Annotated in this window: 28 protein-coding genes; 15 read left to right on the top strand and 13 right to left on the bottom strand. The window is 58.1% G+C overall.

Annotated features, from left to right (window positions below):
• Positions 1–37: 37 nt before the first annotated feature.
• Positions 38–3790 (top strand): YhdP family phospholipid transporter, encoded by a 3753-nt coding sequence (locus QQF73_RS06075; protein ID WP_285367607.1) that lies wholly within the window; start codon positions 38–40, stop codon positions 3788–3790.
• Positions 3791–3802: 12 nt separating this feature from the next.
• Entirely contained in the window at positions 3803–4642 is an 840-nt protein-coding gene (locus tag QQF73_RS06080) for a carbon-nitrogen hydrolase family protein (protein WP_219866360.1), read from the top strand.
• 19 nt (positions 4643–4661) lie between these two features.
• Here the strand turns inward: QQF73_RS06080 and yjgA are convergent, their stop codons facing one another.
• The 12 genes from yjgA to QQF73_RS06140 all read right to left on the bottom strand — a co-directional run bounded on the left by yjgA (position 4662) and on the right by QQF73_RS06140 (position 13997).
• Entirely contained in the window at positions 4662–5192 is a 531-nt protein-coding gene (gene yjgA, locus QQF73_RS06085; protein ID WP_219866359.1) for a ribosome biogenesis factor YjgA, read from the bottom strand.
• 35 nt (positions 5193–5227) lie between these two features.
• Complete coding sequence (mgtE, locus tag QQF73_RS06090) at positions 5228–6589, bottom strand: magnesium transporter (RefSeq protein ID WP_285367611.1); 1362 nt, start codon at positions 6587–6589, stop codon at positions 5228–5230.
• Between the two features lie 116 nt (positions 6590–6705).
• Positions 6706–6975, bottom strand: coding sequence for an HPr family phosphocarrier protein (locus QQF73_RS06095; protein WP_219866357.1), 270 nt, complete (start codon positions 6973–6975; stop codon positions 6706–6708).
• A 7-nt stretch (positions 6976–6982) separates the two neighbouring features.
• Positions 6983–7867, bottom strand: coding sequence for an RNase adapter RapZ (rapZ, locus tag QQF73_RS06100; RefSeq protein WP_219866356.1), 885 nt, complete (start codon positions 7865–7867; stop codon positions 6983–6985).
• 28 nt (positions 7868–7895) lie between these two features.
• The gene (gene ptsN / locus QQF73_RS06105) at positions 7896–8366 is read right to left on the bottom strand and encodes a PTS IIA-like nitrogen regulatory protein PtsN (protein ID WP_219866355.1); all 471 of its coding nucleotides are present in this window, start codon (positions 8364–8366) and stop codon (positions 7896–7898) included.
• Between the two features lie 86 nt (positions 8367–8452).
• Entirely contained in the window at positions 8453–8761 is a 309-nt protein-coding gene (gene hpf, locus QQF73_RS06110) for a ribosome hibernation promoting factor (protein WP_203300215.1), read from the bottom strand.
• Positions 8762–8871: 110 nt separating this feature from the next.
• On the bottom strand, positions 8872–10398 hold the full coding sequence (locus tag QQF73_RS06115) for an RNA polymerase factor sigma-54 (protein ID WP_285367617.1): 1527 nt from the start codon (positions 10396–10398) through the stop codon (positions 8872–8874).
• Positions 10399–10556: 158 nt separating this feature from the next.
• Complete coding sequence (gene lptB / locus QQF73_RS06120; protein WP_219866353.1) at positions 10557–11282, bottom strand: LPS export ABC transporter ATP-binding protein; 726 nt, start codon at positions 11280–11282, stop codon at positions 10557–10559.
• Positions 11260–11817: a lipopolysaccharide transport periplasmic protein LptA gene (lptA, locus tag QQF73_RS06125; protein WP_219866352.1), complete on the bottom strand. Its 558-nt coding sequence runs from the start codon at positions 11815–11817 to the stop codon at positions 11260–11262. Before lptA ends, lptB begins: the two co-directional genes overlap by 23 nt.
• Entirely contained in the window at positions 11801–12451 is a 651-nt protein-coding gene (gene lptC, locus QQF73_RS06130; RefSeq protein WP_219866351.1) for an LPS export ABC transporter periplasmic protein LptC, read from the bottom strand. The genes lptA and lptC overlap by 17 nt, the downstream gene beginning before the upstream one ends.
• Positions 12448–13017 carry a KdsC family phosphatase gene (locus tag QQF73_RS06135; RefSeq protein ID WP_285367621.1) on the bottom strand — a complete coding sequence of 190 codons (570 nt, stop codon included), beginning with the start codon at positions 13015–13017 and terminating at the stop codon, positions 12448–12450. The genes lptC and QQF73_RS06135 overlap by 4 nt, the downstream gene beginning before the upstream one ends.
• Positions 13017–13997, bottom strand: coding sequence for a KpsF/GutQ family sugar-phosphate isomerase (locus QQF73_RS06140; protein WP_285367622.1), 981 nt, complete (start codon positions 13995–13997; stop codon positions 13017–13019). The genes QQF73_RS06135 and QQF73_RS06140 overlap by 1 nt, the downstream gene beginning before the upstream one ends.
• 235 nt (positions 13998–14232) lie before the next feature.
• Between QQF73_RS06140 and QQF73_RS06145 the strand changes: the two genes are divergently transcribed.
• The 11 genes from QQF73_RS06145 to QQF73_RS06195 all read left to right on the top strand — a co-directional run bounded on the left by QQF73_RS06145 (position 14233) and on the right by QQF73_RS06195 (position 22931).
• Positions 14233–15045 carry an ABC transporter ATP-binding protein gene (locus QQF73_RS06145; RefSeq protein WP_219866348.1) on the top strand — a complete coding sequence of 271 codons (813 nt, stop codon included), beginning with the start codon at positions 14233–14235 and terminating at the stop codon, positions 15043–15045.
• Positions 15042–15824 carry a lipid asymmetry maintenance ABC transporter permease subunit MlaE gene (mlaE, locus tag QQF73_RS06150; RefSeq protein WP_219866347.1) on the top strand — a complete coding sequence of 261 codons (783 nt, stop codon included), beginning with the start codon at positions 15042–15044 and terminating at the stop codon, positions 15822–15824. Before QQF73_RS06145 ends, mlaE begins: the two co-directional genes overlap by 4 nt.
• Positions 15825–15859: 35 nt before the next feature.
• Positions 15860–16309, top strand: coding sequence for an outer membrane lipid asymmetry maintenance protein MlaD (mlaD, locus tag QQF73_RS06155; protein ID WP_285367623.1), 450 nt, complete (start codon positions 15860–15862; stop codon positions 16307–16309).
• Between the two features lie 37 nt (positions 16310–16346).
• Positions 16347–17000 carry an MlaC/ttg2D family ABC transporter substrate-binding protein gene (locus QQF73_RS06160; protein ID WP_285367624.1) on the top strand — a complete coding sequence of 218 codons (654 nt, stop codon included), beginning with the start codon at positions 16347–16349 and terminating at the stop codon, positions 16998–17000.
• Positions 16997–17317 carry an STAS domain-containing protein gene (locus QQF73_RS06165; RefSeq protein WP_219866344.1) on the top strand — a complete coding sequence of 107 codons (321 nt, stop codon included), beginning with the start codon at positions 16997–16999 and terminating at the stop codon, positions 17315–17317. Before QQF73_RS06160 ends, QQF73_RS06165 begins: the two co-directional genes overlap by 4 nt.
• A 113-nt stretch (positions 17318–17430) precedes the next feature.
• On the top strand, positions 17431–17673 hold the full coding sequence (locus QQF73_RS06170) for a BolA family protein (protein ID WP_218634992.1): 243 nt from the start codon (positions 17431–17433) through the stop codon (positions 17671–17673).
• A 28-nt stretch (positions 17674–17701) separates the two neighbouring features.
• Positions 17702–18964 (top strand): UDP-N-acetylglucosamine 1-carboxyvinyltransferase, encoded by a 1263-nt coding sequence (gene murA, locus QQF73_RS06175; RefSeq protein WP_219866343.1) that lies wholly within the window; start codon positions 17702–17704, stop codon positions 18962–18964.
• Positions 18965–18993: 29 nt separating this feature from the next.
• On the top strand, positions 18994–19635 hold the full coding sequence (gene hisG, locus QQF73_RS06180) for an ATP phosphoribosyltransferase (RefSeq protein ID WP_219866342.1): 642 nt from the start codon (positions 18994–18996) through the stop codon (positions 19633–19635).
• Between the two features lie 89 nt (positions 19636–19724).
• Positions 19725–21032, top strand: coding sequence for a histidinol dehydrogenase (hisD, locus tag QQF73_RS06185; RefSeq protein ID WP_219866341.1), 1308 nt, complete (start codon positions 19725–19727; stop codon positions 21030–21032).
• Between the two features lie 35 nt (positions 21033–21067).
• Positions 21068–22120: a histidinol-phosphate transaminase gene (gene hisC, locus QQF73_RS06190; RefSeq protein ID WP_219866340.1), complete on the top strand. Its 1053-nt coding sequence runs from the start codon at positions 21068–21070 to the stop codon at positions 22118–22120.
• A 67-nt stretch (positions 22121–22187) separates the two neighbouring features.
• A complete protein-coding gene (locus QQF73_RS06195; RefSeq protein ID WP_219866339.1) occupies positions 22188–22931 on the top strand; it encodes a Nif3-like dinuclear metal center hexameric protein in 744 nt (247 codons plus the stop codon).
• A gap of 4 nt (positions 22932–22935) precedes the next feature.
• Here the strand turns inward: QQF73_RS06195 and QQF73_RS06200 are convergent, their stop codons facing one another.
• Positions 22936–23367, bottom strand: a complete 432-nt coding sequence (locus QQF73_RS06200; RefSeq protein ID WP_219866338.1) for a Z-ring associated ZapG family protein — start codon at positions 23365–23367, stop codon at positions 22936–22938.
• A gap of 231 nt (positions 23368–23598) precedes the next feature.
• Here QQF73_RS06200 and zapE point away from each other — a divergent pair, with 231 nt between their 5' ends.
• Positions 23599–24696 (top strand): cell division protein ZapE, encoded by a 1098-nt coding sequence (gene zapE, locus QQF73_RS06205; RefSeq protein WP_228743413.1) that lies wholly within the window; start codon positions 23599–23601, stop codon positions 24694–24696.
• Between the two features lie 87 nt (positions 24697–24783).
• Positions 24784–25968 (top strand): thiolase family protein, encoded by a 1185-nt coding sequence (locus QQF73_RS06210; RefSeq protein ID WP_219866336.1) that lies wholly within the window; start codon positions 24784–24786, stop codon positions 25966–25968.
• Positions 25969–26118: the final 150 nt, after the last annotated feature.

Raw genomic sequence — 26118 nt, forward strand, 5'->3', positions numbered from 1 at the left:
GAGGGCTGTCTGTCGGCGCGGGGAGTAAGCCCAATTGATGTCGCCCCCTGACCGCGAGTCCCCAGTATCGGATCATCAGTCTGAGAGTCCGCCGGTCAGGTTTGCCGCGCGGGTTTCCAGCCTCGTCTGGTGGTTTCTTCTGCTGGTGCTGGTGGTGTTCGCGTTGTACGCAGGGGTAGGGCGCCAGCTCACGCGCAATGTCGATGCCTTCGCGGATGACCTGGCCAGTGAACTGTCGGCCCGTCTCGGTCAGGATGTTGTCATTGGCGGCCTGTCCTCGCGCTGGTACTGGCTGGATCCCTCCTTTACGGCAGAGCAGATATCCATAACCAATCCAGATTCCGGGGTGACCGTCGCCCGGGTCGATCATCTTCGTATCCGGTTCGATTTCCTGTCCTCACTGCGCCGGTTGCGGGTTGTTTTTGAAGATTTCGAACTCGATGGCGTCGAGCTGACCCTCAATCAGTCCGAGGCGGGAGAAGTGGGCGTGAAGGGGGCCGACCTCCCCGAGCCAGTTAACAACCGGCTCAAGCATTGGCTCGAACTGGCAGGAGACTGGCTGTCCGAACCGTATGTCAAAATCACCCGATTCAGCCTGGGTGTCCAGGACAATGAGGGGCACCAGCGCCATGTCTATATCCCCCAACTGGACATGGTTTACCGGCAGGGACTTTTTCGGGCCTCGGGTCGTGCCATCAAGTCCGGAACCACAGAGCAGCTGGCAAGTTTCAGTCTGGTTGGGCAACATTTTTTTCGCGGCGACTTCACCGGGCAACTCTACCTGGACGTGAACTCCGGTCGGCTTTTCGATGGCCTGATAGATGAATACCATTGGCGGGACATCCGCGTTGAGGGCTTTGACCTCGGCGGCGAAGCCTGGCTCACGTTCCGTGACGGCCAGATTGTGCAGGTAAATGGAATGCTGGAAACGCCCTATATGCAATTGGGCGTAGGCATGGAGTCCCTGGCCCCGATTGAAAATATACGGGCACGGTTTGGGTGGCGACGATCCCAGGATGCTCTGTCCGAAGTGTCTGCTTCTGCCCAGGCGGATAGCCCGGGAGAGTGGCACCTCCAAAAGCTGGAGTGGACCTGGAATGGTGACGACGTGTCTCCTTTCAGCTTCCGCCTGGCGCCCGAGAATGGCGGTCTCAGGGTTATCGCCGATGCCTTGCCTCTCGGACCTACCCGCAGGCTCCTGTCGCTGTTACCCATGCTCCCGGCGAAAGGGGCGGATGCGTTGAAGAACTACCGTCCCGATGGTTATCTGGACCGGCTGTCTTTATGGCTTCCGAGTACAACCGACGACAGTTTCGAACTTTCCGGTAACCTCCGCGACATCAGCGTGCAGGCCTTTGGTGGCGCCCCCGGCATAACGGGATTATCTGGTTCCCTGTATCTGAAGCCGGGCGCCGGTTATGTTGACATCGAGGATGGCGAGGCGCCGGCCACCCTGGCATTCCCCAAGCTGTATGACGGGGGTTGGGCATTTTCCGACGTCGAAGGGCTGGTTGCCTGGCAGTTCGATGGCACGGTAACCCGCATCTTTTCCGACAACATGCGCATTGCCTATGACGACACCACCAGCTTCTCCGGCGCGTTTGATCTGAAGCTGGACCGGGAAGGTGAGAATAATCTGGGGCTTCGGGTCGGGATTGAGAATGCAACCGAGTCCATGCTGGCGGAATTCGTGCCGTCCAAGGTGGTTAATCCTGAGCTTTATCAATGGCTGACAACGTCGGTACGGACTGCGGATATCACGTCAGGTGTCTATTACGGCCACGGGCAGATTGGTTCAGATGCGCCACGAGGCGCTTTCGCCTCCTCCATGCGATTCGATTTCGAGAACGCCTCCGTCGTTTACGACGAGCGCTGGCCAGAGGTCTGGGGCGCAAGTGGCCAGGTGGTGGTCAACAATCTGGAAACCAGGGTCACCCTGGAGCAGGGGAATACCGGTGGCCTGAGTCTTTCGTCGAGCACCGTAACGGTTAGTCCAGATTCCGATAATACCCTCGTTCGGGTTGATGCCTCTGCTGAGGTTCCCGGAGACGCTGTGGGTTTCTGGCTGAGCAACAGTCCGCTTGGGGAGATCGCGGGGTCTGAGGCGTCAGCGCTTGAATTCGACGGTTCCTACCAGTTACAGCTTGGTCTGGACGTCCCCCTTGCAGGTAACCGGGATATCCTGGTTGAGGCCCGCGTCCGGGCCAGCGATGCGTCAATAGCATACCCGCCTGCCGGTCTTTCCTGGCAGAGCCTCAGCGGGGAGCTGACCTACCACTCCGTTGATGGTTTTTCAGGGGGGCCTCTGACGGCGAGCTTCTTCGGTAATCCCGTCAGTATCGGCTTGTCCCGGAGTGAATCCGGCGAGGCCTTGTCGGTCCGTCAGTCCGGGCAGCTTTCCATGTCCGATGCCCTTGCGACGACGGGCCTTGCGCCGGATACGACCCTCGGGCTCTCCGGAGTCCTCGGTTATTCCGCGGAACTTGATCTCGGTGCCGGCTCTACCTCCGTGATCAATGTCCGTTCGGACCTGGAAGGTGTCGCCGTCGACTGGCCTGAGCCGCTTGCCAAGAGTGCTGGTGAAGCCGCGCCGTTGCTGGCAACCATTGACCCAGCAGCGCCAGAGGGGATTGCCATAACCGGCGACTGGGAGAATCGAGCATCGTTTGAGGTGTTTTGGAAAGACACCGGGCTGGAGATGAACATTGCCCACCTTTATCTGGGCGCCCACACCCTGAGGGACATTCATGTCGAGACTCTTGACCTCGGTGATCGCTGGGTCGTGAATACGCGTTCCGAACGAGCCGTGGGACGTGTGGTTGTTCCTGATGATGGCACGGCGGTCACCGCGGATTTTGAGGTCATGAGGTTGGTTCGGGACGACGAAGCACGGGAAGAGGCGCCAGAACTGCTTTCGATTGAAGAGCAGATCGAAGCCTTCCGGTCATTGGATATGGGCGACTGGCCCGATGTGAACGTCACCATAGCCGACCTTCAGTTGAATCAGGAGTCCCTGGGGCGCTGGGCATTCCAGCTTCGCCCGGAACCCTACCGATTGAACGTCGAGGGAATCGAAGGGCGACTCAACTCGCTCACTTTGTTGGGGGATATGACCTGGAGCATCATTGATGACCGTGAGGTGAGTCGATTTGCCGGTACGGTAATGGGCGGCGCCCTGGCAGATCTGAACGAGCTGTTCGGTGCGGACATTCCCCTGACCAACAAGGCCACCAACATTGAGCTGGATCTGGACTGGCCGGGCCGGCCGGACGAAATCTCGCTTGCGGACATGAGCGGATCGGTCAGCCTCAGGCTGGACGAAGGTATCATCCTGGAGCAGAACAATACCGCCCAGCTGTTCCGGGTGTTTAACCTGCTTAACGCCGATACCCTGTGGCGCCGCCTGAAGTTGGATTTCTCCGATCTCTATGAGCGGGGAGTTGCGTTCGATGCGATTTCCGGTAAAGCACAGCTCATTGACGGCTTGATCACCATGGATCCGGAAGTTCAGGTGGTTGGCCCCTCGGGCGCGTTCAAACTGAGCGGCTCTACTGATATTGCTGATGAGACATTGGACATGCGTCTGGTGGTGGTGCTGCCTCTGACCCAGAATCTGCCGCTGGCGGCATTGTTGATGGGGGCCGGGGCACCGATTGGCGGGGCATTGTTTGTGCTCGACAAGATTCTGGGCGATCCTTTGAGCAAGCTGACCAGCGCGTCCTACGGTGTCACCGGCACCTGGGACGACCCACAGGTAGATCTCCAGCGGGTATTCGATACCGGCGAATAGCAGGAGCCTTTTATGACCCAGACTGTCTCTGCCCGGGTTGCCGCCATCCAGATGGTGAGTACCCACGACATCGACGCCAACCTTGAGGAAGCGCGCCGACTGCTTGCCGAAGCTGCCAGGCAGGGAGCTTCGGTGGCGGTCCTGCCGGAAAACTTTGCGGTCCTGGCAACCCATCAGATGGTGGATCGTGGTCAAGGCGAAGCCGGCGACCATCCACTCATCCGATCTTTTCTGGCGGAGCAGGCGAAAACGCTGGGAATGTGGATTGTGGGTGGTTCCCTTCCAATCGCCGCGCGACCGGATGGCTCGGGTATCGATCACCGAGTCAGGGCCAGTTGCCTGGTTTTTGATGCCCAGGGCCGGGAAGTGGCCCGGTACGACAAAATCCACCTGTTCGATGCCATGGTGGATGACGCTCACGGGCAATATCGGGAATCCGACACCTTTGAGCCCGGCGAGGGGGTGGTGACTGTTGACACCCCTGCCGGCAAGCTCGGCCTGGCCATCTGCTATGATCTTCGGTTTCCGGAGCTATTTCGTGCTCTGAGGGAGCAGGGAGCTGAATGGGTATGTCTGCCCAGTGCATTCACCTGGCAAACCGGGGATGCCCACTGGCATGCCCTTATCCGTGCCAGGGCCATAGAGAACCAGGTGTGGGTGGTTGCACCGGGACAGGGTGGCCAGAACAGCGAGCGGCGGCGCACCTATGGCCATTCCTTGATCTGCGATCCATGGGGGAAGGTGGTGACCGAGCTGGCCGAAGGGCCGGGGGTGGTTGCCGCTGAACTGGATTTGGAGCAGCTCAAACAGTTGCGCAAGCGCATGCCAGTCTGGGAACACCGCCGGCTATAGGGCCGGCGGCAGCTGAGGATCAGTGGGTCGCTTCGGCGTCGTCAATGCATTCGCGCAGGTAGCGGAAGAGCTTGCGGGACTGGCCCGTGTTTTTCTGCTTCTCGACATCTTTCCGCGCGTTTCGTGCCAGATTGCGCAGGTGTTGCATATCGGCGGTCGGGCAATAGCTGAAGAATTCACCCACCACTGAATCTCCCTCGGCGATCATGCGGTCGCGCCAACGTTCGGCAAGGTGATGGCGCCGGGTGTGTTCCTCGCTGCCCGCATCGAAGGCATCAATAGCCCGTTTCAGGGCGTCCGGATCGTCTTCCTGACGAATGATCTTGCCAACATATTGCAGGTGCCGGCGCTTTGCCTCGTTCTGTCGAATGCGGCGAGATTCCTCGATAGCGGCGCGCAGGGTATCGCTGATCGGCAAGGTGTCGAGCTGGTCGTTGCTCAGGTCGAGCATCCGTTTGCCCAGATCCTGTAACGCATGCATCTCCCGTTTGAGCTGGGATTTGCTCTTGCCGAACTCGTCCTCGTCGTCGTACTGATCATGCTGACTCATGGTAGATCCGTTGTTATTCGGTCGTTGTTCATCAATTACGCGTAAAATATGGTGGCGAGGCCCAGAAAGGACATGAAGCCGACCACATCGGTAACCGTCGTGAGGATCACGCTCCCTGCCAGCGCGGGATCAATATTTCTGGATTTCAGGAACAGGGGCAGGACTGTCCCCACAAGGGCCGCGGCCACCAGGTTTATGACCAGGGCCGCGGCAATCACCGCTCCGATGAGCGGATCCTGGAACCAGGCCGCAGCGGCGGTGGCAACAACCAGGGCCCAGAACAGCCCGTTCAGGGCTCCCGACAGGAACTCCCGGTTCAGCAGCCAGCCGACGTTGGCGCCGCTGATCTGGCCTACCGCCATACCCCGGATAACGAGCGTGAGGGTCTGGCTGCCCGCTATACCACCCATGCTGGCGACAATGGGCATGAGCACGGCCAGCGCCACCACCTTGGTGATGGTTTCTTCAAACAGGCCGATGACAGCCGAGGCGATGAACGCAGTGATAAGGTTAATGCCAAGCCATACCGCGCGTCGCCGGGTCGTTTTCCAGACCGGGGCAAAGGTATCCTCGTCCTCATCAAGACCGGCCATGCTCATCAGTGAGTGATCGGCATCCTCGCGGATAACGTCGACCACGTCATCAATGGTGATCCGCCCCAGCAGCCTGCCATCCTCGTTCACCACCGGGGCCGAGATCAGGTCGTAACGTTCGAACAGCGTCGCGACCTTGGTATCCGAAAGGGAGACCGGAATGGGGTCGATGTCGGTGTCCATCACTTCCCGCACCGTGGCTGCGGGATTGGATACCAGCATTTTCGTGATTGGCAGCATGCCGATGAACTCGTCGCGGCGGCTTACCACAATCAGGCTGTCGGTCATCGGGGGCAGGTTGCGGTGTCGGCGCAGGTAACGTAATACCACGTCGATACTGATGTCAGGGCGCACCGTGATGGTGTCCGTGTTCATCAGGCCGCCGGCCGTGTCCTCGGGGTAGGAGAGTACCTCTTCGACCCGCTGGCGGTCCTGCTCGTCCATGGTGTCCAGAACTTCCTGGATCACCGTGTCCGGTAATTGCTGAAGCAGGTCGGCGAGATCGTCTGACTCGAAATCTTCAATGATATCGGCCAGTTCCTGGGCGTTCAGCTGGCTCAGGAAGTAACCGCGGATATCGTCGCTCAGGTACTGGAGGACTTCCCCTTCCAGTTGCTTGTCCACCAGGTTCCAGAGCAGCGCGCGCTGGCGAGGTGGGGACGATTCCAGGAGGTGGGCAATATCACTGGGGCTCAGGCCGCCATTCAGGATGCGGGCAACCTGTTTCAGGGCGCCGCTATCCAGAGCCTCGCTCAGGGAGCGGAGACGCTGGCGGGCCTGGCTTTTCTCCAGAATATCGGTCATGGATCACCCACAGTCAGAAAACCCTCGTATTATAACGGAGTTAGGAGGCAGAGGTGAGAGAGAGTTGTAGGTGAATTCCACAGAAACCGACGGTGCACGGGTTTTACGTCGGGTAATTACTCGCCTTCGCCGAAATAGTCGTTGATTAATTCCGTCAGGGCTTCAATGGCCGCTTCCTCGTCAGGGCCATCGGCGATGAGCTCCACATCGGTGCCCTGGCTGGCCGCAAGCATCATCACCTGCATGATATTTTTTGCGTCCACATCCCGGCCTTTTCCGCTGATCCGCACGCTACTGTCAAATTCGGACGCCGTTGCGACCAGTTTTGCAGTCGCCCGGGCGTGCAGTCCCAGTTTGTTGATGATGGTTATGGGGCGACGAATCATGGTGCGCTCAGATTTCTCCCCGGGCCTGCAGGTGCGGTAATTCCGTGTGACGAACCTGAACGTTGCTGTAGGTTTTCCGGAAATGTCTGCACAGTTGCTCGCTCACGTACACCGAACGATGCTGGCCACCGGTGCAGCCAATCGAAATGGTCATGTAACTGCGGTTGCTGTCGGCAAAAGAAGGTAGCCAGGTTTCCAGGAAGCTGGTCAGGTCGCCGATCATTTGGCCCGTGGCCGGTTCCTTTTCCAGAAAATCGATAACAGGTTGATCGGTTCCAACAAACTTGCGCAGGCTGTTATCCCAGTAGGGATTCGGCAGGCAGCGAACATCGAATACGTAATCCGAGTCAAGGGGGACGCCGTGCTTGAATCCGAACGACTGGAAGAGCAGGGCCAGCTCCTGATCCTTGCGGCCGACAACGCGCTGTTTGATCATGTCACGGAGTTCGTACATCGACATGCCGGTCGTGTTCACGTAAAGGTCACAGAGCTTGGACAGTGGCTCGAGGAGTTTTTTCTCGTTACTGATCGCCTCGCGCAATGAGGTCCGGTCGTCGCTCAGCGGGTGCTTTCTCCGGGTGGCGTGAAAGCGCTGGAGCAGGGACTGCTCGTCCGCATCCAGAAAAATGATCTCGACGGTGACCCCGGTTTCCTGCAGCTGACGGTAAATGACCTCGAAGTTGGCCAGCTCCCCGGACAGGTTGCGTGCATCGATACTGACAGCCATTTTGTGGAGTCGCCCCGGCGATTCCTGCGCGGCCGCTTCGCGGGTCAGGGGAAACAGCAGCCCGATGGGCAGATTATCGATGCAGTAGTAGCCGAGATCCTCGAGCACATGGAGCGCCGTACTCTTGCCGGAACCGGATCTGCCGCTCACGATGATCAGTTTCATGGGCACTCTGTCTCCACTCTCTGGGGTGTTACTCGGTCGCAGTGGTCATGCGCTTGTATAGTGTGGTGGCGTCATCACACTGCCGAAGCCCATCGCAGAACGCCCGCTCGTTGAACTTCTCCGCCAGCTGGCTGAGCAGTTCCAGGTGTTCGCTGGTGGCCTCCTTGGGGACGACGAGGGCAAACACCAGATCCACGGGCTGGTTATCGATGGCGTCGAACTCGATGCTTTCCTCGAGCGTCAGCAGAACGCCTACCACGTGATCCAGTCCTTCCAGCCGACAGTGGGGTATGGCAATACCCTGGCCAATCCCGGTACTGCCGAGACGCTCCCGGGACACCAGGTTATTGAAGATCTGGGTCTCGCTGAGCGATTCGTCGTGCCGGTGGATCTGTTCGGCGATGAATTCCAGCACCCGCTTCTTGCTTGATGCCGGTACCCGGCATAGGGTCAGCTCCGGTGCAAGGATGTTATCTATGGTCAGGGATGTGTCGCTCATGAATCGACTGCATTTCCGTAAAAAAAAGGCTGCGGCAGGTGCTCCATGCCGCAGCGCGATGAGATGACATGCATGAAAACGGGCGGTTAACGAGAGCCGTTTCCGTGCATCCGGTCTACATTCTTTTCCTTGTGCTTGAGGATCTGGCGGTCCAGTTTATCAATCAACCCGTCGATCGCTGCGTACATATCCTCGTTTTCAGCCTTTGCGTGAATATCACCACCAACCACGTGCAACGTTGCTTCCGCCATCTGACGCACCTTTTCCACCTGCAGGGTAACCTGGCAGTTACTGATATGGTCAAAGTGTCGTTCAAGTTTCTCGAATTTTTCTGAGACGTAATCCTTCAGTGCGGGAGTCAGTTCTACGTGATGGCCTGAAATGTTGAGTTGCATAGGCGTCTCCTGTTGTCATCATGCCGGTCCCAAAAGGCCGGACTGAGGGCTGGCGCACACCGCGCCGGCAAAGTTTGGCTCGGAGGAGCGCTGTACTCGACAGTGCTCCCCTAAACCAGTCTTTTTCGCTCGTTAGAGGGTGGAATATGCATCGCTTCCCGGTACTTGGCGACGGTTCGACGGGCCACTTTGATGCCCTGTTCCCCTAGCATGGCTGCAATTTTACTGTCACTCAACGGCTTTTTCGGAGTCTCGGCCGCTATCAGCTTCTTGATCATTGCACGGATGGCTGTCGATGAACATTCCCCGCCTTCATCGGTACTGACGTGGCTGGAGAAAAAGTACTTGAGCTCGAAGATTCCCCGCGGAGTGTGCATGTATTTCTGGGTGGTGACCCGGGAAATCGTCGATTCGTGCATTTCCACCGCCTGCGCTATGTCGGAAAGGATCAGTGGCTTCATGGCTTCTTCGCCCTGATCCAGAAACCCCTGCTGGTGCTCGACGATGCGTGTTGCCACTTTCAGCAGGGTTTCATTGCGGCTCTGCAGGCTCTTGATAAACCATTTGGCTTCCTGCAACTGATCCCGCAGGTAGGTGTTATCGGCACTGCTGTCTGCTCGCCTTATAAGAGAAGCATAGCTCGCATTGACGCGGATGCGTGGTGCAATTTCAGGATTCAGCTCAACCCGCCACCTGTCGTTGTGTTTGCGGACGATGACATCGGGAATCACGTAATCGGGTTCGGCGCGATCAATGACGTCGCCCGGACGCGGATTCAGACCGGTGATCAGGGCCAGGACTTCCCGCAACTGATCTTCCTTGAGCCGGCTGCGGCGCAACAACTGGGCGTAGTCCCGGTTGCCCAGCAGATTGATGTAGTGGGTGATGACGAGGCGTGCCTGGGCCAGCCAGGGGGTGTCAGGCGGCAACTGGTTCAGTTGGATCAGCAGGCATTCCTGCAGATCCCGGGCAAATACGCCGGGTGGGTCGAAATGCTGCAACCGGTGCAGCACCGCTTCCACCTCGTCCAGTTCAAGCGGGTCTTCCTCGTTTTCATCCAGCAGCCCTGAATGGATCTCGTCCAGCGGGCTGGTCAGGTAACCCCGTTCGTCCACCGCATCCATCAGGGCATGGGCAATGGCCTGATCACGTTCACTCAGTGGTGTCAGGTTCAACTGCCACTCAAGGTGGTCCTGCAGGGTTTCACTGGGGGAATTGCGGGTTTCGAAGTCGTGATCGTTTTCGTCGTCGTTGCGGGCCGCCGGGGCAGGGGCGGACTGATAGATATCATCCCAGGCGGTGTCGACCGGAAGATCGTCGGGGATGTTATCCGGTATCTCGTTTTCGGAGGTCCAGTCGGGGCCGTTTTCCGACTCATCCCAGTCGGTGTTGGTGTCAGAGCCCGCATCTGCTGCCGTTTCCGCGGCTGATTCTTCGTGGCTGTTATCATCGTCACTGGATGCGGTGTCGGCCTGATCGTCGTCTTCCGAGGTTTCCAGCATCGGGTTGGATTCCAGAGCCTGCTGGATTTCCTGCTGTAGATCGAGGGTGGATAGCTGTAGTAGCCGGATCGCCTGTTGCAGCTGGGGCGTCATGGTCAAGCTCTGACCCAGCTTTAACTGTAAGGAGGCTTTCATAACCATGGTTCAGGATCCGTCACTCATCAGGCTCTGCTTTACCGTAAGTTCAAAAAAATTGTTGTATGCCGGTCACTTGCCCTTGGCGCGAAACAGCCTAGCAAGTTCTTTGCCGAGTTTACTTGCTCGGGTTCATCAACACAATCGGGCAGCACTGCTCACAAACGGAATTCATTACCGAGGTAAACCTCTTTTACTTGCTGGTTTGCGAGAATGGTTTCCGAATTGCCGGACGCAATGATGTGTCCCCCGGAAACAATGTATGCCGTTTCACAGATGTCCAGGGTTTCCCTCACATTGTGGTCTGTGATCAGTACCCCAATGCCTTTGTCCCGCAGGTGGCGGATAATGTGCTTGATGTCGCTTACCGAAATCGGGTCCACGCCGGCAAAGGGTTCGTCCAGAAGGATAAAAGCCGGTTCCATGGCCAGTGCCCGGGCAATTTCGACGCGCCGGCGTTCGCCTCCGGACAATGCCATACCCACGCTGTCGCGAATGTGGGTAATGTGGAATTCCTCCAGCAGTTGCCCCAGCCTGCTTTCCCGGTCGGCCCGGCTCAAGCCCTTGCGGGTTTCCAGAATCGCCATCAGGTTGTCGCGGACGGTCAGTTTCCGGAACACCGAGGCTTCCTGGGGCAAATAGCCGATCCCTTTTCGGGCCCGGCCATGCATGGGCAGTGGCGTGACGTCCTGGCTGTCAATCGTGATGCGGCCCCGGTCGGCCGGGACCAGCCCGACGATCATGTAGAAACAGGTGGTCTTGCCTGCACCATTGGGGCCCAGCAGGCCGACGATCTCGCCACTGCGAATCTCCAGCGAGACATCAAGCACCACTTTTTTCTGCTTGTAGCTTTTTGCCAGGTTACTGGCTCTCAGAACTGCCATCGGATCCCTGTATGCTCCTGGTGCTGCGTGGCTGAATGACCATCTCGACGCGGCCGCTGCCGGTTTCGGTCTTTGTGCCGCCCTCGGCAGTCACTACCCGACGGACGGTATCATAATGAATGACATCGCCCCGGAACAGGTTTCCATTCTGCTCAATGATCGCGTCCCGTTCAAAAGTCAGCAGGTTCTCCGCGGCCGACCAGGTGATGTTGAGAGCCCGGGCATCGGTTTCACCCTCTCCGTTGCGGGTGGGTTGCTGATAACGGGCGGGCTTGCCAGAGGCCTCAACCCGGCTCAGTCCGTCAACGTCGCGATAAAGGACCACCCGGTCCGCCGTAAGCCGGGTCCTGCCCTGAATCAGTTCAACGTCGCCGGTGTAGGTGGCAATGCCCTTGGCGTCGTCAAGCCGGGCGCTGTCCGCGCTCACGTTAATCGGCAGGTCCGAATCCAGGCTGAACGCGGCGACGGGCCCGGTTAAGGTCAGGGCCAGGGTGATCGCCAACAGCGTTCGTAGTCGGTTATTTGCCAGTTTCATAGCGTCCTTCCACCTGGGAGTTAAGTTCGAGAATGCGCTCGTTGATCCAGGCCTGCATGCCTTTTGCCCGGGTTACGCCAATCGTGTCGGTAATGGTGACGGGGGCATCGGTGTAGACGGTGCCCAGGTCGTTGTCCAGCGTCAGGCTCGTGGTTGTCAGAGTGGCTTCCCGTTCGCCGATGGTTCTGACCACCCGAACATGGTCGGTCAGGTAGAGAACCCCCTCGTTCTGCAGCCAGCTGCCGTTCTCCGCCTCGACAATCCATGGGGTGGTCTGCGGCTCGCCGAAGAGCTTGGCCCGGGGGGCTTTCATCGTCGCAATATTGCCTTCTTCGAACTGTTCGATTCGGGGGCTGGTGAACTGGATTTTCAGGTTGCCTTCCTCGTCATAGGAGGTGTAGCTGCCGTTAATGACAAAGCCGTCCGGTTCGGCCTTGCCCCGGAGCTCCGCCGCCTCATCCTGAACCACGGGCGGCTCGTCACTGCGCCACATCAGGAACACGGTGGCTGCGATGGTGCCGCCAAGAGCCAAAGAGCGCAACCATGGCCGATGCTCCAGCGTGAGCACTGAAATCAGGCTGCTTTTGTCTTCGATCTCGGTGATGTCGTTTTCGCCAGGAGAGGCATCGCTCATGCTTCGGGCTCCAGGAATTTTGACAGGGCATTATCAAGCTTGTCCTGCGCTGTCAGCAACAGATCGCATGCCTCGCGGACGGCCCCGTTACCGCCGGCTGCCTGTGTGCAGTAGTCGGCGTGCTCGCGCACCAGCCAATACCCGTTGGGGACTGTTATGCCGAGGCCGGCAAAGCGAATTGCGGGCAGGTCGGGCAGGTCGTCGCCCATGTAGGCAATGGCCCCGGGCGGAACATTCATGGTACTGACCAATTCTTCAAGGGCTGTCCGTTTGTCTTCCCGCCCCTGTATCAGGTGGGGGATGCCCAGATCCCGCATGCGTTTTTCGGTCAGGGGTGACTGGCGACCGGTGATAACAGCGACGGTAATGTCAGCTGCCATTAGCTGTTTCAGGCCCAGCCCGTCCAGAATATTGAAGGCTTTCAGTTCATCACCACTGGCGCTGAAGTACAGTTTGCCGTCACTCATGATGCCGTCTACGTCGAGGGCGATCAGGCGAATACGGGCGGCTTTTTCCAGGAGCGCCTGGGGCCAGGTGTTCCGCAGTGGACTGGTGTGGGTGGCCATCAGATAACTCCCGCCCGGAGCAGGTCGTGCATGTTGATTGCGCCGACCAGTTCTCCCCCTGCATCGGTGACGGGCAGGGCGTTTATCTTCATCTCTTCCATGATGTTCAGTGCTTCCGCCGCCAAGTGGTCTGCCTCGATGGTTTTGCCGTTGTGGGTCATCACCTGCTCGATCGGCGTGACGTGGACATCGACGTTCTTATCGAGGGTACGACGGAGGTCGCCATCGGTAAACACACCGGTCAGTTTGCCGGCTGCATCCACCACGGTTGTCATACCCAGCCCCTTCTGCGAAATCTCCAGCAGTGCCCCGCTCAATGTTGTGCCTTCCGGGACTCTTGGAATCCGGTTGCCGGTGTGCATGATGTCGGAGACCCGGAGCAGGAGGCGTCGCCCAAGACTGCCGCCCGGGTGAGAAAGCGCAAAATCCTCGGAACTGAATCCACGGGCCTCAAGAAGAGCAACCGCGAGGGCATCGCCCATCACCAGTGTTGCGGTGGTGCTGGAGGTAGGGGCAAGACCCAGCGGGCAGGCCTCGGTCTGGACACTGACATCAAGGTTCGCCACGGCTTCCCGGGCGAGGGTGGAATTCGCATTGCCGGTCATGCTGATCAGCGGTGCGCCCATGCGCTTGATCAAGGGCAGGATGGTGACCACTTCACTGGTGTTGCCGCTGTTCGAGATGGCAATGACCACATCTTGGCTGGTGATCATGCCCAGATCCCCATGGCTGGCCTCACCCGGGTGTACAAAGAAGGACGGCGTGCCGGTGCTGGCCAGTGTTGCGGCAATCTTGTTGCCGATGTGGCCGGACTTGCCCATGCCGGTGACCACCACGCGCCCCTTGCAGGCCATGATGACCTCGCAGGCTTTGATAAAATGGTCATCGATGCGTTCTTCCAGGGCATCAATGGCTTCGCGCTCGATACGAATGGCTTGGATCGCGGAAGTGCGGAAATCCTGTGAGCTCTGTTCAGTCATCGGGATAGGGGCCTGGTCTGCTTGGGTGGTCTCGGAAAATAATGGTACGGCTGAATCCCCGATTTGGGGAGAGCCGCTCAAGTTACAGCGGAGTATATCATTTTCGATTGCAGGCGCCGTGCGGTTACAGAAAGTTCAGGCAAACTGACCAATCCTTTCAATAGATTTTGCGTTTCATGGATTGAGCTTGGGGGCTCCTTGGAATAATGTACCCGCTCCTCGAAAGGGAAGGATTATGGGTTCACCCGCATACATTTCACTAAAGGACGTTGTTTTCTCCCGTTCCGGCCGCCGAATTTTTGATGGCGTCAGTCTGGATGTCCCCCGTGGCAAGATAACCGCGATCATGGGGCCCAGTGGAACCGGCAAGACCACGCTCCTGCGTCTGATCGGAGGCCAGCTTCGGCCGGACTCCGGCAGCGTTGTGCTGGATGGTCATGAAGTCCCGAGGCTGAAGCGCGCAGACCTCTATGCGATGCGTGAGAAGATCGGCATGCTTTTCCAGAGTGGTGCGCTTTTTACCGATCTGAGCGTGTTCGAAAACGTGGCGTTTCCGCTCCGGGTTCACAGTTCGCTGCCGGAGGACATGATTCACGACATTGTCCTGATGAAGCTGGAGGCGGTTGGCTTGCGGGGTGCGCGTCACCTGATGCCCTCCGAACTGTCCGGTGGTATGACCCGGCGAGTGGCGCTGGCGCGCAGCATCGCGCTGGACCCTGAGCTGATTATGTACGATGAGCCCTTTGCCGGACAGGACCCTATCGCCATGGGCGTGCTGGTGAAACTGATTCGCGATCTGAACAGCTCTATGGGGCTGACCAGCGTACTGGTCTCCCACGACGTGCCGGAGTCCCTCAGTATCTGCCATTTTGCCTGCATCATCGCGGACGGCAAAGTGATTGGGCAGGGCACACCGGAGGAGCTTCGGGCACACCCGTCTGAACAGGTTCAGCAATTCCTGAAAGGGCAGCCGGATGGCCCGGTACCGTTTCACTACCCGGCAGCTGAGGCCTCGCGGGACTATGGTCTGAGCGGAGGTGCGTCTTGATCGATCGGGTTGTGGCACTGGGTCACCTGGGGCTGACGGTCGTCTCATCTTTTGGTCGTTCCGGACGCTTTCTGGCGGGGGTGTTGCTGGGCGTTCCGCGGCCGGCGACCGGGTTTCCGCTGCTGATCAAGCAACTGTACGGGGTCGGCGTGTTGTCGCTGGCCATCGTCATCGTGTCGGGCCTGTTTATCGGGATGGTGCTGGGGCTGCAAGGCTATACCATTCTGAGTGACTATGGGTCCGAGGCCGCCATTGGCCAGATGATCGCGCTGACTCTTGTTCGCGAGTTGGGTCCGGTGGTTACGGCACTGCTTTTCGCCGGTCGGGCCGGCTCTGCCCTGACCGCTGAAATTGGTCTGATGAAGGCTACGGAACAACTCTCCAGCATGGAAATGATGGGTGTTGACCCCCTGCGCCGGGTTATCGCCCCGCGCCTGTGGGCGGGTTTTATCGCGATGCCCGTGCTGGCAATTATATTTTCAGCAGTCGGCATCTGGGGCGGCATGCTGGTGGGCGTTGACTGGCTCGGCGTTTTCGAGGGCTCCTTCTGGGGTAACATGCAGTCGTCGGTGGATTTTGCCGAAGATGTGATGAACGGCGTGATCAAAAGCGTGGTATTCGGGTTTGTGTGCTCGTGGATTGCCGTCTATCAGGGGTATGACTGCGTGCCGACCTCGGCGGGTATCAGTGCCGCCACCACCAAAACTGTCGTGTATTCTTCCCTGGCGGTGCTCGGTCTGGATTTTGTGCTGACCGCCATCATGTTTGGCGACTTCTGACATAACGATTAATGGATAGGTACCGGGAGCCGGTAATGACACAGCGAACAACAGAAATCATCGTCGGATTGTTCATGATCGCCGGCCTGGCAGCACTCCTGTTTCTGGCCTTGCAGGTCAGTGGCCTGTCACCCAAATCGGCGGAAGATACCTATCGCGTCTACGCCAACTTCAACGATACCGGGGGGCTCACGCCGCGTGGCCGTGTCTCCATGGCTGGGGTGACGGTCGGCACCATCGAGTCGATCAGTCTGGACAAGGAAACGTTCCAGGCCAGGGTGACCATGGCCATTCATTCAGACATCGACAACATTCCTGCGGACAGTTCCGCAGTAATACGTACATCCGGGCTGCTTGGCGAACAGTACATTGATATATCCGTTGGTGGCGACATGGAGTCGCTGGCCGAGGGGGACACATTTTATTCCACGCAGTCAGCCATGAACCTCGAACGGTTGATTGGGAATTTTGCATCCGGCCGTTAATCTGGCTGGGAGGGACTGATTTTTTAAGGAGATTCTGATGCTTGCAGTAAAACAACGCCTTTTCCTGATCCTTGCGCTGTCTGCCTTTCTGGTGGGTGCGGCCAAGGCGGGGGCTTCTGAAGACTTGCGGCAGTATGTGGACGAGAATACCCAGCGCCTGGTCGAAAAGCTCAACAAGGAACGTGGTCTGTACGAGGCTGACCCCGAGGCTTTCTACGCCAGCATGGATGAATCTCTGGACGGTTTTGTCGACTTCCGCCGAATTGCGGCGCGCGTGATGGGTCGGTACGCCCGACAGACCACGCCCGAGCAGCGCGACGAGTTTGTCGTTAAGTTCAAGCGCAGCCTGTTCGACAGCTATGCCCAGGCCCTGGTGGATGCCGAAGACTTCAGCATCCAGGTGAAGGAAGCCGTCATCAATCCGCAGGACGATGGCCGGGCGTCGGTGCAGATGGAAGTCATCAGCGCCTCTGGTAACCGGTATCCCGTGACCTACTCCATGTACAAGGCCAAAGATGGCAACTGGATGATGGAGAACGTCATCGTCGAAGGCGTGAACATCGGTCTGGCCTTCCGCGACCGCTTTGCGCAGGAGATGGAAGCGAACCGCGGTCAGGTTCAGGCGGTGATTGACGGTTGGGGCGATGCGGTGGAATCCCTGAAGCTTGAGAAAGAAGTCGATAATTCATGACCGCTCCGGCGCCCCGGGTCGAGATGATCGACAGTGTGCTCACCGTCAGTGGAGAGGTGGATGGAGATTCCGTTGTTGCTCTGCGCAAGCAGGGCGAGACGCTGCTCAATACGGTGAACGTGGACCTGGTCGTTGACCTCGGGACTCTCAAGACCGCCAGCAGTGTGGTGTTGTCCCTGTTGCTTTGCTGGCAACGCCTGGCGAACCGGCGAGGCGTTTCCCTGTCTTATCGAGGGGTGAGTGAACGCCTGGCGTCACTTGCTGCCCTCAGCAATCTCGATGACCAGCTGTCCGGCTTCAGTTCCGGTTCGGCCTGACTTTCCCCGAAATGAAACGTTCCGGGTCTTAGGTTACCGGACGGTAAAGCTGACCCGAAGTCCGGAATTGGTTACAATCTCGCCCCTGATTTCAAAACACCCGAGGATTTTTTATGGACGCCACCGAAGTCACGGCGCTGGTCGAAGAAGCACTGCCCGGCTGCGAAGTTCAGGTACAGGTTGATGGGACCCATTACCTGGTTGTCGTGGTGGGTGACGTTTTCGAGGGACTGTCGACCATCAAGCGGCAGCAGCTGATCAACAAGGCGCTGTTCCAGCAAGTCATGGATGGAACGATCCACGCACTGCATCCGAAAGCTTTCACGCCGGCTGAATGGGCTGAGCGCCAGGGCTGATTTGCCCAAACAAGACAGGATATTTATTGTGGACAAACTTTTGATCGGGGGGCGAAGGCCTCTGGATGGCGAAATCCGGATTTCCGGTGCCAAGAACGCAGCACTGCCGATTCTGGCTGCCACGCTGCTGGCCGATGAACCGGTAACCGTTGGTAACCTGCCGCATCTTCACGACGTCACCACCATGATCGAGCTGCTCGGTCGCATGGGGGTGGAACTGATGATTGATGAAAAAATGAGCGTGGAGATCCACGCCAATACCATCAAGCACTTCCACGCTCCCTATGAGCTGGTGAAGACCATGCGTGCATCCATCCTGGTGCTCGGTCCCTTGGTGGCACATTTTGGTGAGGCTGAGGTCTCCCTGCCCGGTGGCTGTGCCATCGGCAGTCGCCCGGTAAACCTTCATATTCATGGCCTGGAAATGATGGGCGCGGATATCAAGGTGGAAAATGGTTACATCAAGGCCAAGACCAATGGGCGTCTCAAAGGTGCCCATATTTTCCTGGATACGGTCACCGTAACCGGCACCGAAAACCTGATGATGGCAGCCGCCCTCGCCGAGGGTAAAACCATTCTGGAAAACGCTGCGCGTGAGCCGGAAGTTGTGGACCTGGCGGAATGTCTGATCGCCATGGGCGCTGACATCAAAGGGCATGGCACAGCAACCATTGAAATCAACGGTGTCGAGCGCCTGCACGGGTGTCATTACAATGTCCTGCCGGACCGCGTGGAGACCGGAACCTACCTGGTTGCCGCTGCCGCAACGGGTGGCCGGGTCAAGCTCAAGGATACCCGCGAGGACCTGCTTGAGGCGGTTCTGCTCAAGCTGACGGAGGCGGGCGCCCACATCACCACCGGACCGGACTGGATTGAGCTGGATATGAAGGGCAAGCGGCCGAAGGCGGTCAGCCTTCGCACGGCGCCTTATCCTGCGTTCCCGACGGACATGCAGGCGCAGTTTGCGGCTATGAACGCCGTTGCCGAGGGCACCGGTACGATCGTCGAAACGGTGTTTGAAAACCGCTTCATGCACTTGCAGGAACTGATCCGCATGGGCGCGGATATTACTCTCGAAGGCAATGCTGCGATCATCAAGGGTGTTGACCATCTGGCGGGAGCGCCGGTTATGGCGACCGATCTCCGGGCATCGGCGAGTCTGGTGATCGCCGGTCTGGTTGCTGATGGTGACACCATTGTTGACCGGATCTATCACATTGATCGCGGTTACGAGTGTATTGAAGAAAAATTGCAGCTGCTCGGCGCCAGCATCCGCCGCTTGCCGGCGTGACAGAGACAAAAGGGAAACCGGAAGTACGCATGACAGATTCCATCACCATCGCATTGTCGAAGGGGCGAATCCTCGAGGAGACCCTGCCGTTGCTGGCGGAGGCCGGTATCGAGTTGGTCGACGACATCAAGAAATCCCGCAAGCTGGTGTTCCCCACCACGGATCCCAACGTGCGGGTGCTGATCATCCGCGCCACCGACGTGCCGACCTACGTTCAGTACGGCGGTGCGGATCTTGGTGTCACCGGCAAGGATGTGCTGATGGAACATGGGGGGGAAGGTCTTTATGAGCCGCTTGATCTGAACATCTCCCGCTGCCGTCTGATGACAGCCGGGCCCAAGGACCAGGCGCCCCCTGCCGGTCGCATCAAGGTGGCGACCAAGTTCGTTAACCTCGCGCGTCGTTATTACTCGGCGCAGGGGCGTCAGGCAGACATCATCAAGTTGTATGGAGCCATGGAGTTGGCGCCAATTCTTGGCCTGGCGGATGAAATTGTCGATATTGTGGATACCGGGAATACCCTCAAGGCCAATGGCCTGGAGGCGCGGGAACTGATCGAACACATCAGCAGCCGCCTAGTGGTGAACCGTGCGTCCATGAAGATGAAACACGAGAAGATAAACCCCATAATCGAAAAGATGTCTGCTGCGGTGGATAGGCGGCGTACTTAGGGGTAAGAAGCGCCTTGTCCGACCACTTCTCCTGACCCATTCCGGAAATCAACCTGAGCAAGTCATAAATTCCTTGAAGGATTTGATACATGACCGATATCAACATCACACGATTGAATGCCTCCCAAAGTGACTTCGACAGTGCACTGGCCAAGCTGTTGGCCTGGGATGACAGCGTTGATCATCAGGTGAATGAATCGGTTCGTCACATCCTGCATGAAGTGAAAACCCGCGGAGACGCTGCGGTTCTGGAATTTACCGAGAAGTTCGATCGTCTCAAGGTTCGTGGTGTTGCCGAACTGGAAATGGATCAGGGGCGCCTGCAAAAGGCGCTTGACGCGATCCCTCAGGATCAACGTATCGCACTGGAGAAGGCCGCCGACCGTATACGCGACTATCACGAGCGCCAGAATCAGCAGTCGTGGCAGTACGAGGATGAAGATGGCACCGTGCTTGGCCAGAAGGTGACGCCGCTGGACCGGGCGGGACTGTATGTGCCAGGTGGCAAGGCAGCCTATCCTTCATCGGTGCTGATGAATGCGATTCCCGCCAAGGTTGCCGGTGTCAGCGAGGTGGTCATGGTGGTTCCTACGCCTGATGGGGTGGTGAACGACATGGTCCTGGCCGCTGCTGCGATTGCGGGTGTAGACCGGGTGTTTACTGTGGGTGGCGCCCAGGCTGTAGGCGCACTGGCCTACGGCACGGAAACCATCCCTGCGGTCGACAAGATCGTGGGTCCGGGCAACATTTTTGTTGCCACGGCGAAACGTGAAGTCTTCGGTACCGTCGGTATCGATATGATTGCCGGCCCGTCTGAAATCCTGGTGATCTGCGATGGCCAGACTGACCCGGACTGGATCGCCATGGATCTGTTCTCCCAGGCGGAGCACGACGAGCAGGCCCAGTCGATCCTGATCAGTCCGGATGCGGCATTTCTCGATGCAGTCGAGGCCAGCGTCAACAAGTTGCTGCCTACCATGGAGCGTTCCGAAATTATCGCGGAGTCCATGGGCAGTCGGGCGGCTCTGATTGAAGTCGCTGATCTGAGTGAAGCGGCGGCGGTCTCGAATCGCATTGCGCCGGAGCACCTGGAGCTCTCGGTTGAGAACCCGGAAGCGCTGGTGGAAGAAATCCGCCACGCTGGAGCCATCTTCATGGGTCGATTCACGGCGGAAGCGCTGGGCGACTATTGTGCGGGGCCGAACCACGTTCTCCCGACCAGTGGTACGGCGCGGTTTTCCTCGCCCCTGGGGGTCTACGATTTCCAGAAGCGATCGTCGATCATCGGTTTCAGTGCGGCCGGTGCCGACCGCATGGGTCGGGTGGCCTCTGTTCTGGCCAGGGGTGAGGGACTCACCGCCCATGCCCGATCGGCCGAGTACCGTATCGAAGACTGAGCGCTCGCCATTTTTCTCCCCGGAGCCTGAATCCCATGAGCAAGTTTTGGAGCCCTAAGGTCAATGACCTGGTCCCGTATGTGCCAGGTGAACAGCCTAAAATGGCTAACCTGGTCAAACTGAATACCAATGAAAATCCGTTTGGCCCGTCACCCCGGGTGATTGAGGCCATTCAGGCGGAACTGAACGACAACCTCCGTCTCTACCCGGACCCGGAAGGCGATAGCCTTCGCCAAACCATCGCCGGCTACCATAAGGTCAAGCCGGAGCAGGTTTTCCTGGGCAACGGTTCAGACGAAGTCCTGGCGCACATTTTCTATGGTCTTTTCCAGCACGGCGAACCCGTCCTGTTTCCAGATGTGACGTACAGCTTCTATCCGGTTTACTGCGGCCTGTACAACATTGAAGGCAAGAAAATTCCGCTGACGGATACGTTCGAAATCAATCCCGATGATTTCAGGCAACCCAACGGCGGCGTGATTTTTCCGAATCCCAACGCCCCCACCGGGCGTTACCTGGAGCTCGCCAAGGTAGAGGAAATCCTGAAAGCAAATCCCGACCGGGTGGTGGTGGTTGACGAAGCCTACATCGATTTTGGCGGCGAGAGTGCCATTACCCTGGTGGATGCCTATCCCAACCTTCTGGTTTCACAGACGCTGTCCAAGGCCCGGTCTTTGGCTGGGCTGCGCGTTGGCTTCGCGGTCGGTCATCCGGACCTGATTGAAGCCCTCAACCGGGTCAAGAACAGCTTCAACAGTTACCCACTGGATCGGCTGGCTCTGGCCGGCGCGAAGGCGGCCTACGAGGATGAAGCCTGGTTCCGGAAATGCTGCGACGGAGTCATTGCCGAGCGTGAACGCTTGAGCGCTGCCCTGGAAAAGCTGGATTTCGAAGTGCTACCGTCCAGGGCGAATTTTGTGTTCGCCCGCCACAAGTCGCAAGCGGGTGAGTTGCTTGCCCAGGGTTTGAGAGAGCAGGGCATCATCGTTCGTCACTTCAGTAAGCCAAGAATCAGCGATTTCCTGCGAATCACAATTGGTACGCCGGAGCAGAATGATGCTCTGATCAAGGGGCTTCAGTCTCTGTAGCCTCCGGTCCGGGCGAGCCTGCAGAGCCAGGACGATCTTCCAGGAATAGTCAGACAGGAGACGAGCTATGGCCAACCGTAATGAAATCCTTCGCAAAATTGACGAGTGGCTCCAGCCGGACAACTTCCAGGATTATTGCCCCAACGGTCTCCAAGTTGAAGGCAAAGAGGAGGTTCGAGCCCTTGTCAGTGGCGTAACCGCGTCTCGGGCACTGATCGATGCGGCCATCGAAGCGGGCGCCGACATGATTCTTGTCCATCACGGTTACTTCTGGAAGGGCGAGGATCAGCGTATTCGGGGGATGAAGCGTGACCGCCTGAAGCAATTACTGGATCACGACATCAATCTGGTCGCTCACCACCTCCCGCTGGACGATCACCCGGTTTACGGCAACAATCGCCAGTTGGCGGATGTCCTGGGTATAGAAAATCCAAGGCCACTTGGTGGGCTGGTCTGGGAGGGCGAACTCACAGAAGCCATGAGTCCGGACCGCTTTGGTCAGTACATTGAACAGAAGCTGGGTCGGTCGCCGCTGCGGGTAGGTGAAGGCAGGTCTGAGATTAAACGGATTGGCTGGTGCACGGGCGCTGCCCAAGGGTTCATTGGAACGGCACTGGAGGCTGGATTGGACGCCTACATCAGTGGCGAAATTTCAGAGCCTACCACTCACACGGCACGCGAGTGCGGCATCCATTACTATGCGGCGGGTCATCACGCCACTGAGCGTTACGGCGTACAGGCGCTTGGCCAGGCTTTGGCGCAGGAATTCGGGCTGACGCACCAATTTATCGATTGCGACAACCCGGTCTGACTGATCAGGCCTTCTCTTTTTTCGGGAGGCCGAAACCTTCCGCCAATGTGCCTGAGGCACCCGGGTCGGTTTTTGGCGCGTAGTCGCGTGGCGGTTCGACGCCGTCATCGCTGACTTCCTCCAGACGTTTCCTGGAGGTTTCCTGGGCCAGCTCTTCCATCCATTCCTCGTCGTTGCACAGCCGGTTTGCGCCGCGGGCCATGTGCTGGTTGACGTCGCGGTAGGCGTCATTGAAACGACGCAGCAGGTGGGCCGACTCCATAAAGTGTTCGTTCACCTGGGCCTGGTAGCGGGTATATTCGCTTCTCAGTTCTTCAATCTGCTGTTCCGCCCGACGCTGTCTAAGCGTGGTTCCTTGCCCGGAGCGGCCAACAACTACCCCGATGACGATGCCCACAATCAACGCGGCAATCGCTGCCAGAATCAGGTTTGTCATATGCTGTGTCGTCCTTTTACCTGGAAATTAGCCTCGCACCACTTCCGAGTATAACGCCGGAAGAGCAATCAGCCCATGATTGTATCCTGCGCCAATCGTCGTATTGCTTCAGAAATGCCCGGCGTGGCGAAAAATCGCGAAATGCGCGACAATACGGCGCCCAAAATTTTACGACCAACCTCCGGGAATTCCTCAATGACAGAAGTTATGTCCTCAGACGTCAGTGCAAACTTGACCCCTTGGGAGCGTTACCAGAAGGATCTTGAGCGTCCGGAATTTCAGAAAGACCCGGCACAGGAAGACGCTGTCAGGCGACTCCAGTCACTGTACGACAAACTCGTTGAGGCGGAAAGTGACCGTAACGGTGCGATGGCCAAGTTGCGCCGAAAACTGAAGAAAGGCAAGGAAGATCCTGTTAAGGGGCTGTACTTCTGGGGCGGGGTTGGCCGTGGCAAAACCTATTTGATGGATACGTTCTACGAGTCACTGCCGTTCGATCGCAAGATGCGGGTGCATTTCCATCGGTTCATGCAGCGGGTTCACAATGAACTCAAGTCCCTTAAGGGTGAGAAGAATCCACTGGACCTGGTGTCCAGGAAGTTTGCGGATGAAGCCCGGGTTATCTGTTTCGACGAGTTCTTTGTGTCGGATATTGGCGATGCCATGATTCTCGCGACGCTGATGGACGGTTTGTTCAGCCGGGGGGTGACGCTTGTATGTACCTCCAACATCGTCCCGGATGGCCTTTATAAGGATGGGCTGCAAAGGGCGCGGTTTTTGCCCGCGATCGCACTGGTCAAGAAGCATACCGACGTTGTGAACGTCGATGGCGGTGTTGATTACCGCCTGAGAACGCTGGAGCAGGCAGAGCTGTTCCACTCCCCGCTTGACGAGGATGCGGATGTCAGTTTGCGGACCAGTTTTGATGCTCTTGCCGTGGAAGCAGGCAAGCACAGCAAGAGCATGGAAATAAACGGCCGCAAGATACCCGCTCGAGCGCACGCCGACGACGTGGTCTGGTTTGATTTCAAGGATGTCTGCGATGGCCCCCGCAGTCAGAATGATTACATCGAGCTGGCCCGACAGTTCCACGCAATCATCATCAGCAATGTGCCGATACTTGGCCGCGAGAAGGATGATCAGGCGCGAAGGTTTATTAACATGGTGGACGAATTCTACGATCGCAACGTCAAGGTGATCATCTCCGCCGCTGCCCCGATTACCGAGCTGTATTCCGGGGGGCGTCTGGAGTTCGAGTTCGAACGCACTGAATCCCGGTTGTTGGAGATGCAGTCGCGGGAGTACCTTGAGGCGCCTCACAAACCCTGACAAACATCATAAGAATTCAGCACCACTGAATCGTAAGCGAGGACGCAGTTTTAATCGTCCCAATGAAAACGACAGAGAGATCCATGTATGAGCAACGATAATGTAGTGATTGTCAGCGGCGTCCGCACCCCGATGGGCGGCTTCCAGGGCAGCCTCTCGGCGGTCAGTGCGCCCGAGCTTGGTGCGATTACCATCGCAGAGGCGGTCAAGCGCGCCGGACTTCAGCCTGCCGACGTGCAGGAAGTGATCATGGGCAACGTTCTGCCTGCGGGTCTGAAGCAGGGGCCAGCCCGTCAGGCCATGCGTAAGGCCGGGCTTCCGGACAATACCGGTGCCACAACCATCAACAAGCTGTGCGGTTCCGGCATGAAAGCGGCCATGTTTGCCCATGACCTGATCAAGGCGGGCAGCAATGACATCATGGTCGCCGGCGGCATGGAGAGCATGTCCAATGCCCCCTACATCTTGCCCAATGCCCGCAAGGGATATCGTATGGGCCCTGGCGATACGGCTCAGGATCACATGTTTCTGGACGGTCTGGAAGACGCCGAAACCGGCCGTCTGATGGGTGCCTTCGCCCAGGAGATGGCAGATAAGAAGGGCTATACCCGTGAAGAGATGGACGACTATGCCATCAATTCCCTCAAGCGGGCCCAGCGGGCGATCGAAGAAGGTCTTCTGAAGGCTGAAATCACCCCGGTTACGGTCAAGTCACGCAAGGGCGACACCGTGGTTGAGGATGATGAACAGCCCTTCAATGCCAATATTGAAAAGATTCCCACGCTGCGTCCGGCGTTCAGCAAGGATGGCACCGTAACGGCGGCCAACGCGTCCTCAATTTCCGACGGCGCATCTGCGCTCGTGCTCATGCGGGAATCTGAGGCGGAGAAGCGTGGCCTCAAGCCGTTGGCACGAATCGTGGGCCACAGTACGCAGTCCCAGCATCCGTCCGAGTTTACCTGCGCTCCGGTCGGTGCCATCGAGACGTTGCTGGGGAAAACCGGCTGGTCAAAAGAAGATGTTGACCTGTTCGAGATCAACGAAGCCTTTGCGATGGTCGCAATGATGCCGATTCGCGAGCTCGGGCTCGATCCGGAGAAGGTCAACGTCCACGGTGGCGCCTGTGCCCAGGGGCACCCGGTAGGCTCCACGGGATCCCGGTTGCTGGTCACACTGATGTACGCGTTGCAGCATTATGGCAAGAAGAAGGGCGTCGCGGCGCTGTGTATCGGCGGTGGTGAGGCAACCGCCATGGCGATTGAGTTGCTGTAACTCACTGACTGAACGGCCCGGGCCAAGGATGGACTGGGCTGTCTCTACCCCTTCCGACGTTCCACCCTCCTTCAATATCCTCCCGTTGAATCGCGGTGCATTGGCCACTGCAATGATCCGGCCTTGAACAGGAAAATCCCATCAAACCAA

Origin of the sequence: Marinobacter albus (genome assembly GCF_030238305.1) — a bacterium.
Classification (GTDB): Bacteria; Pseudomonadota; Gammaproteobacteria; order Pseudomonadales; family Oleiphilaceae; genus Marinobacter; species Marinobacter albus.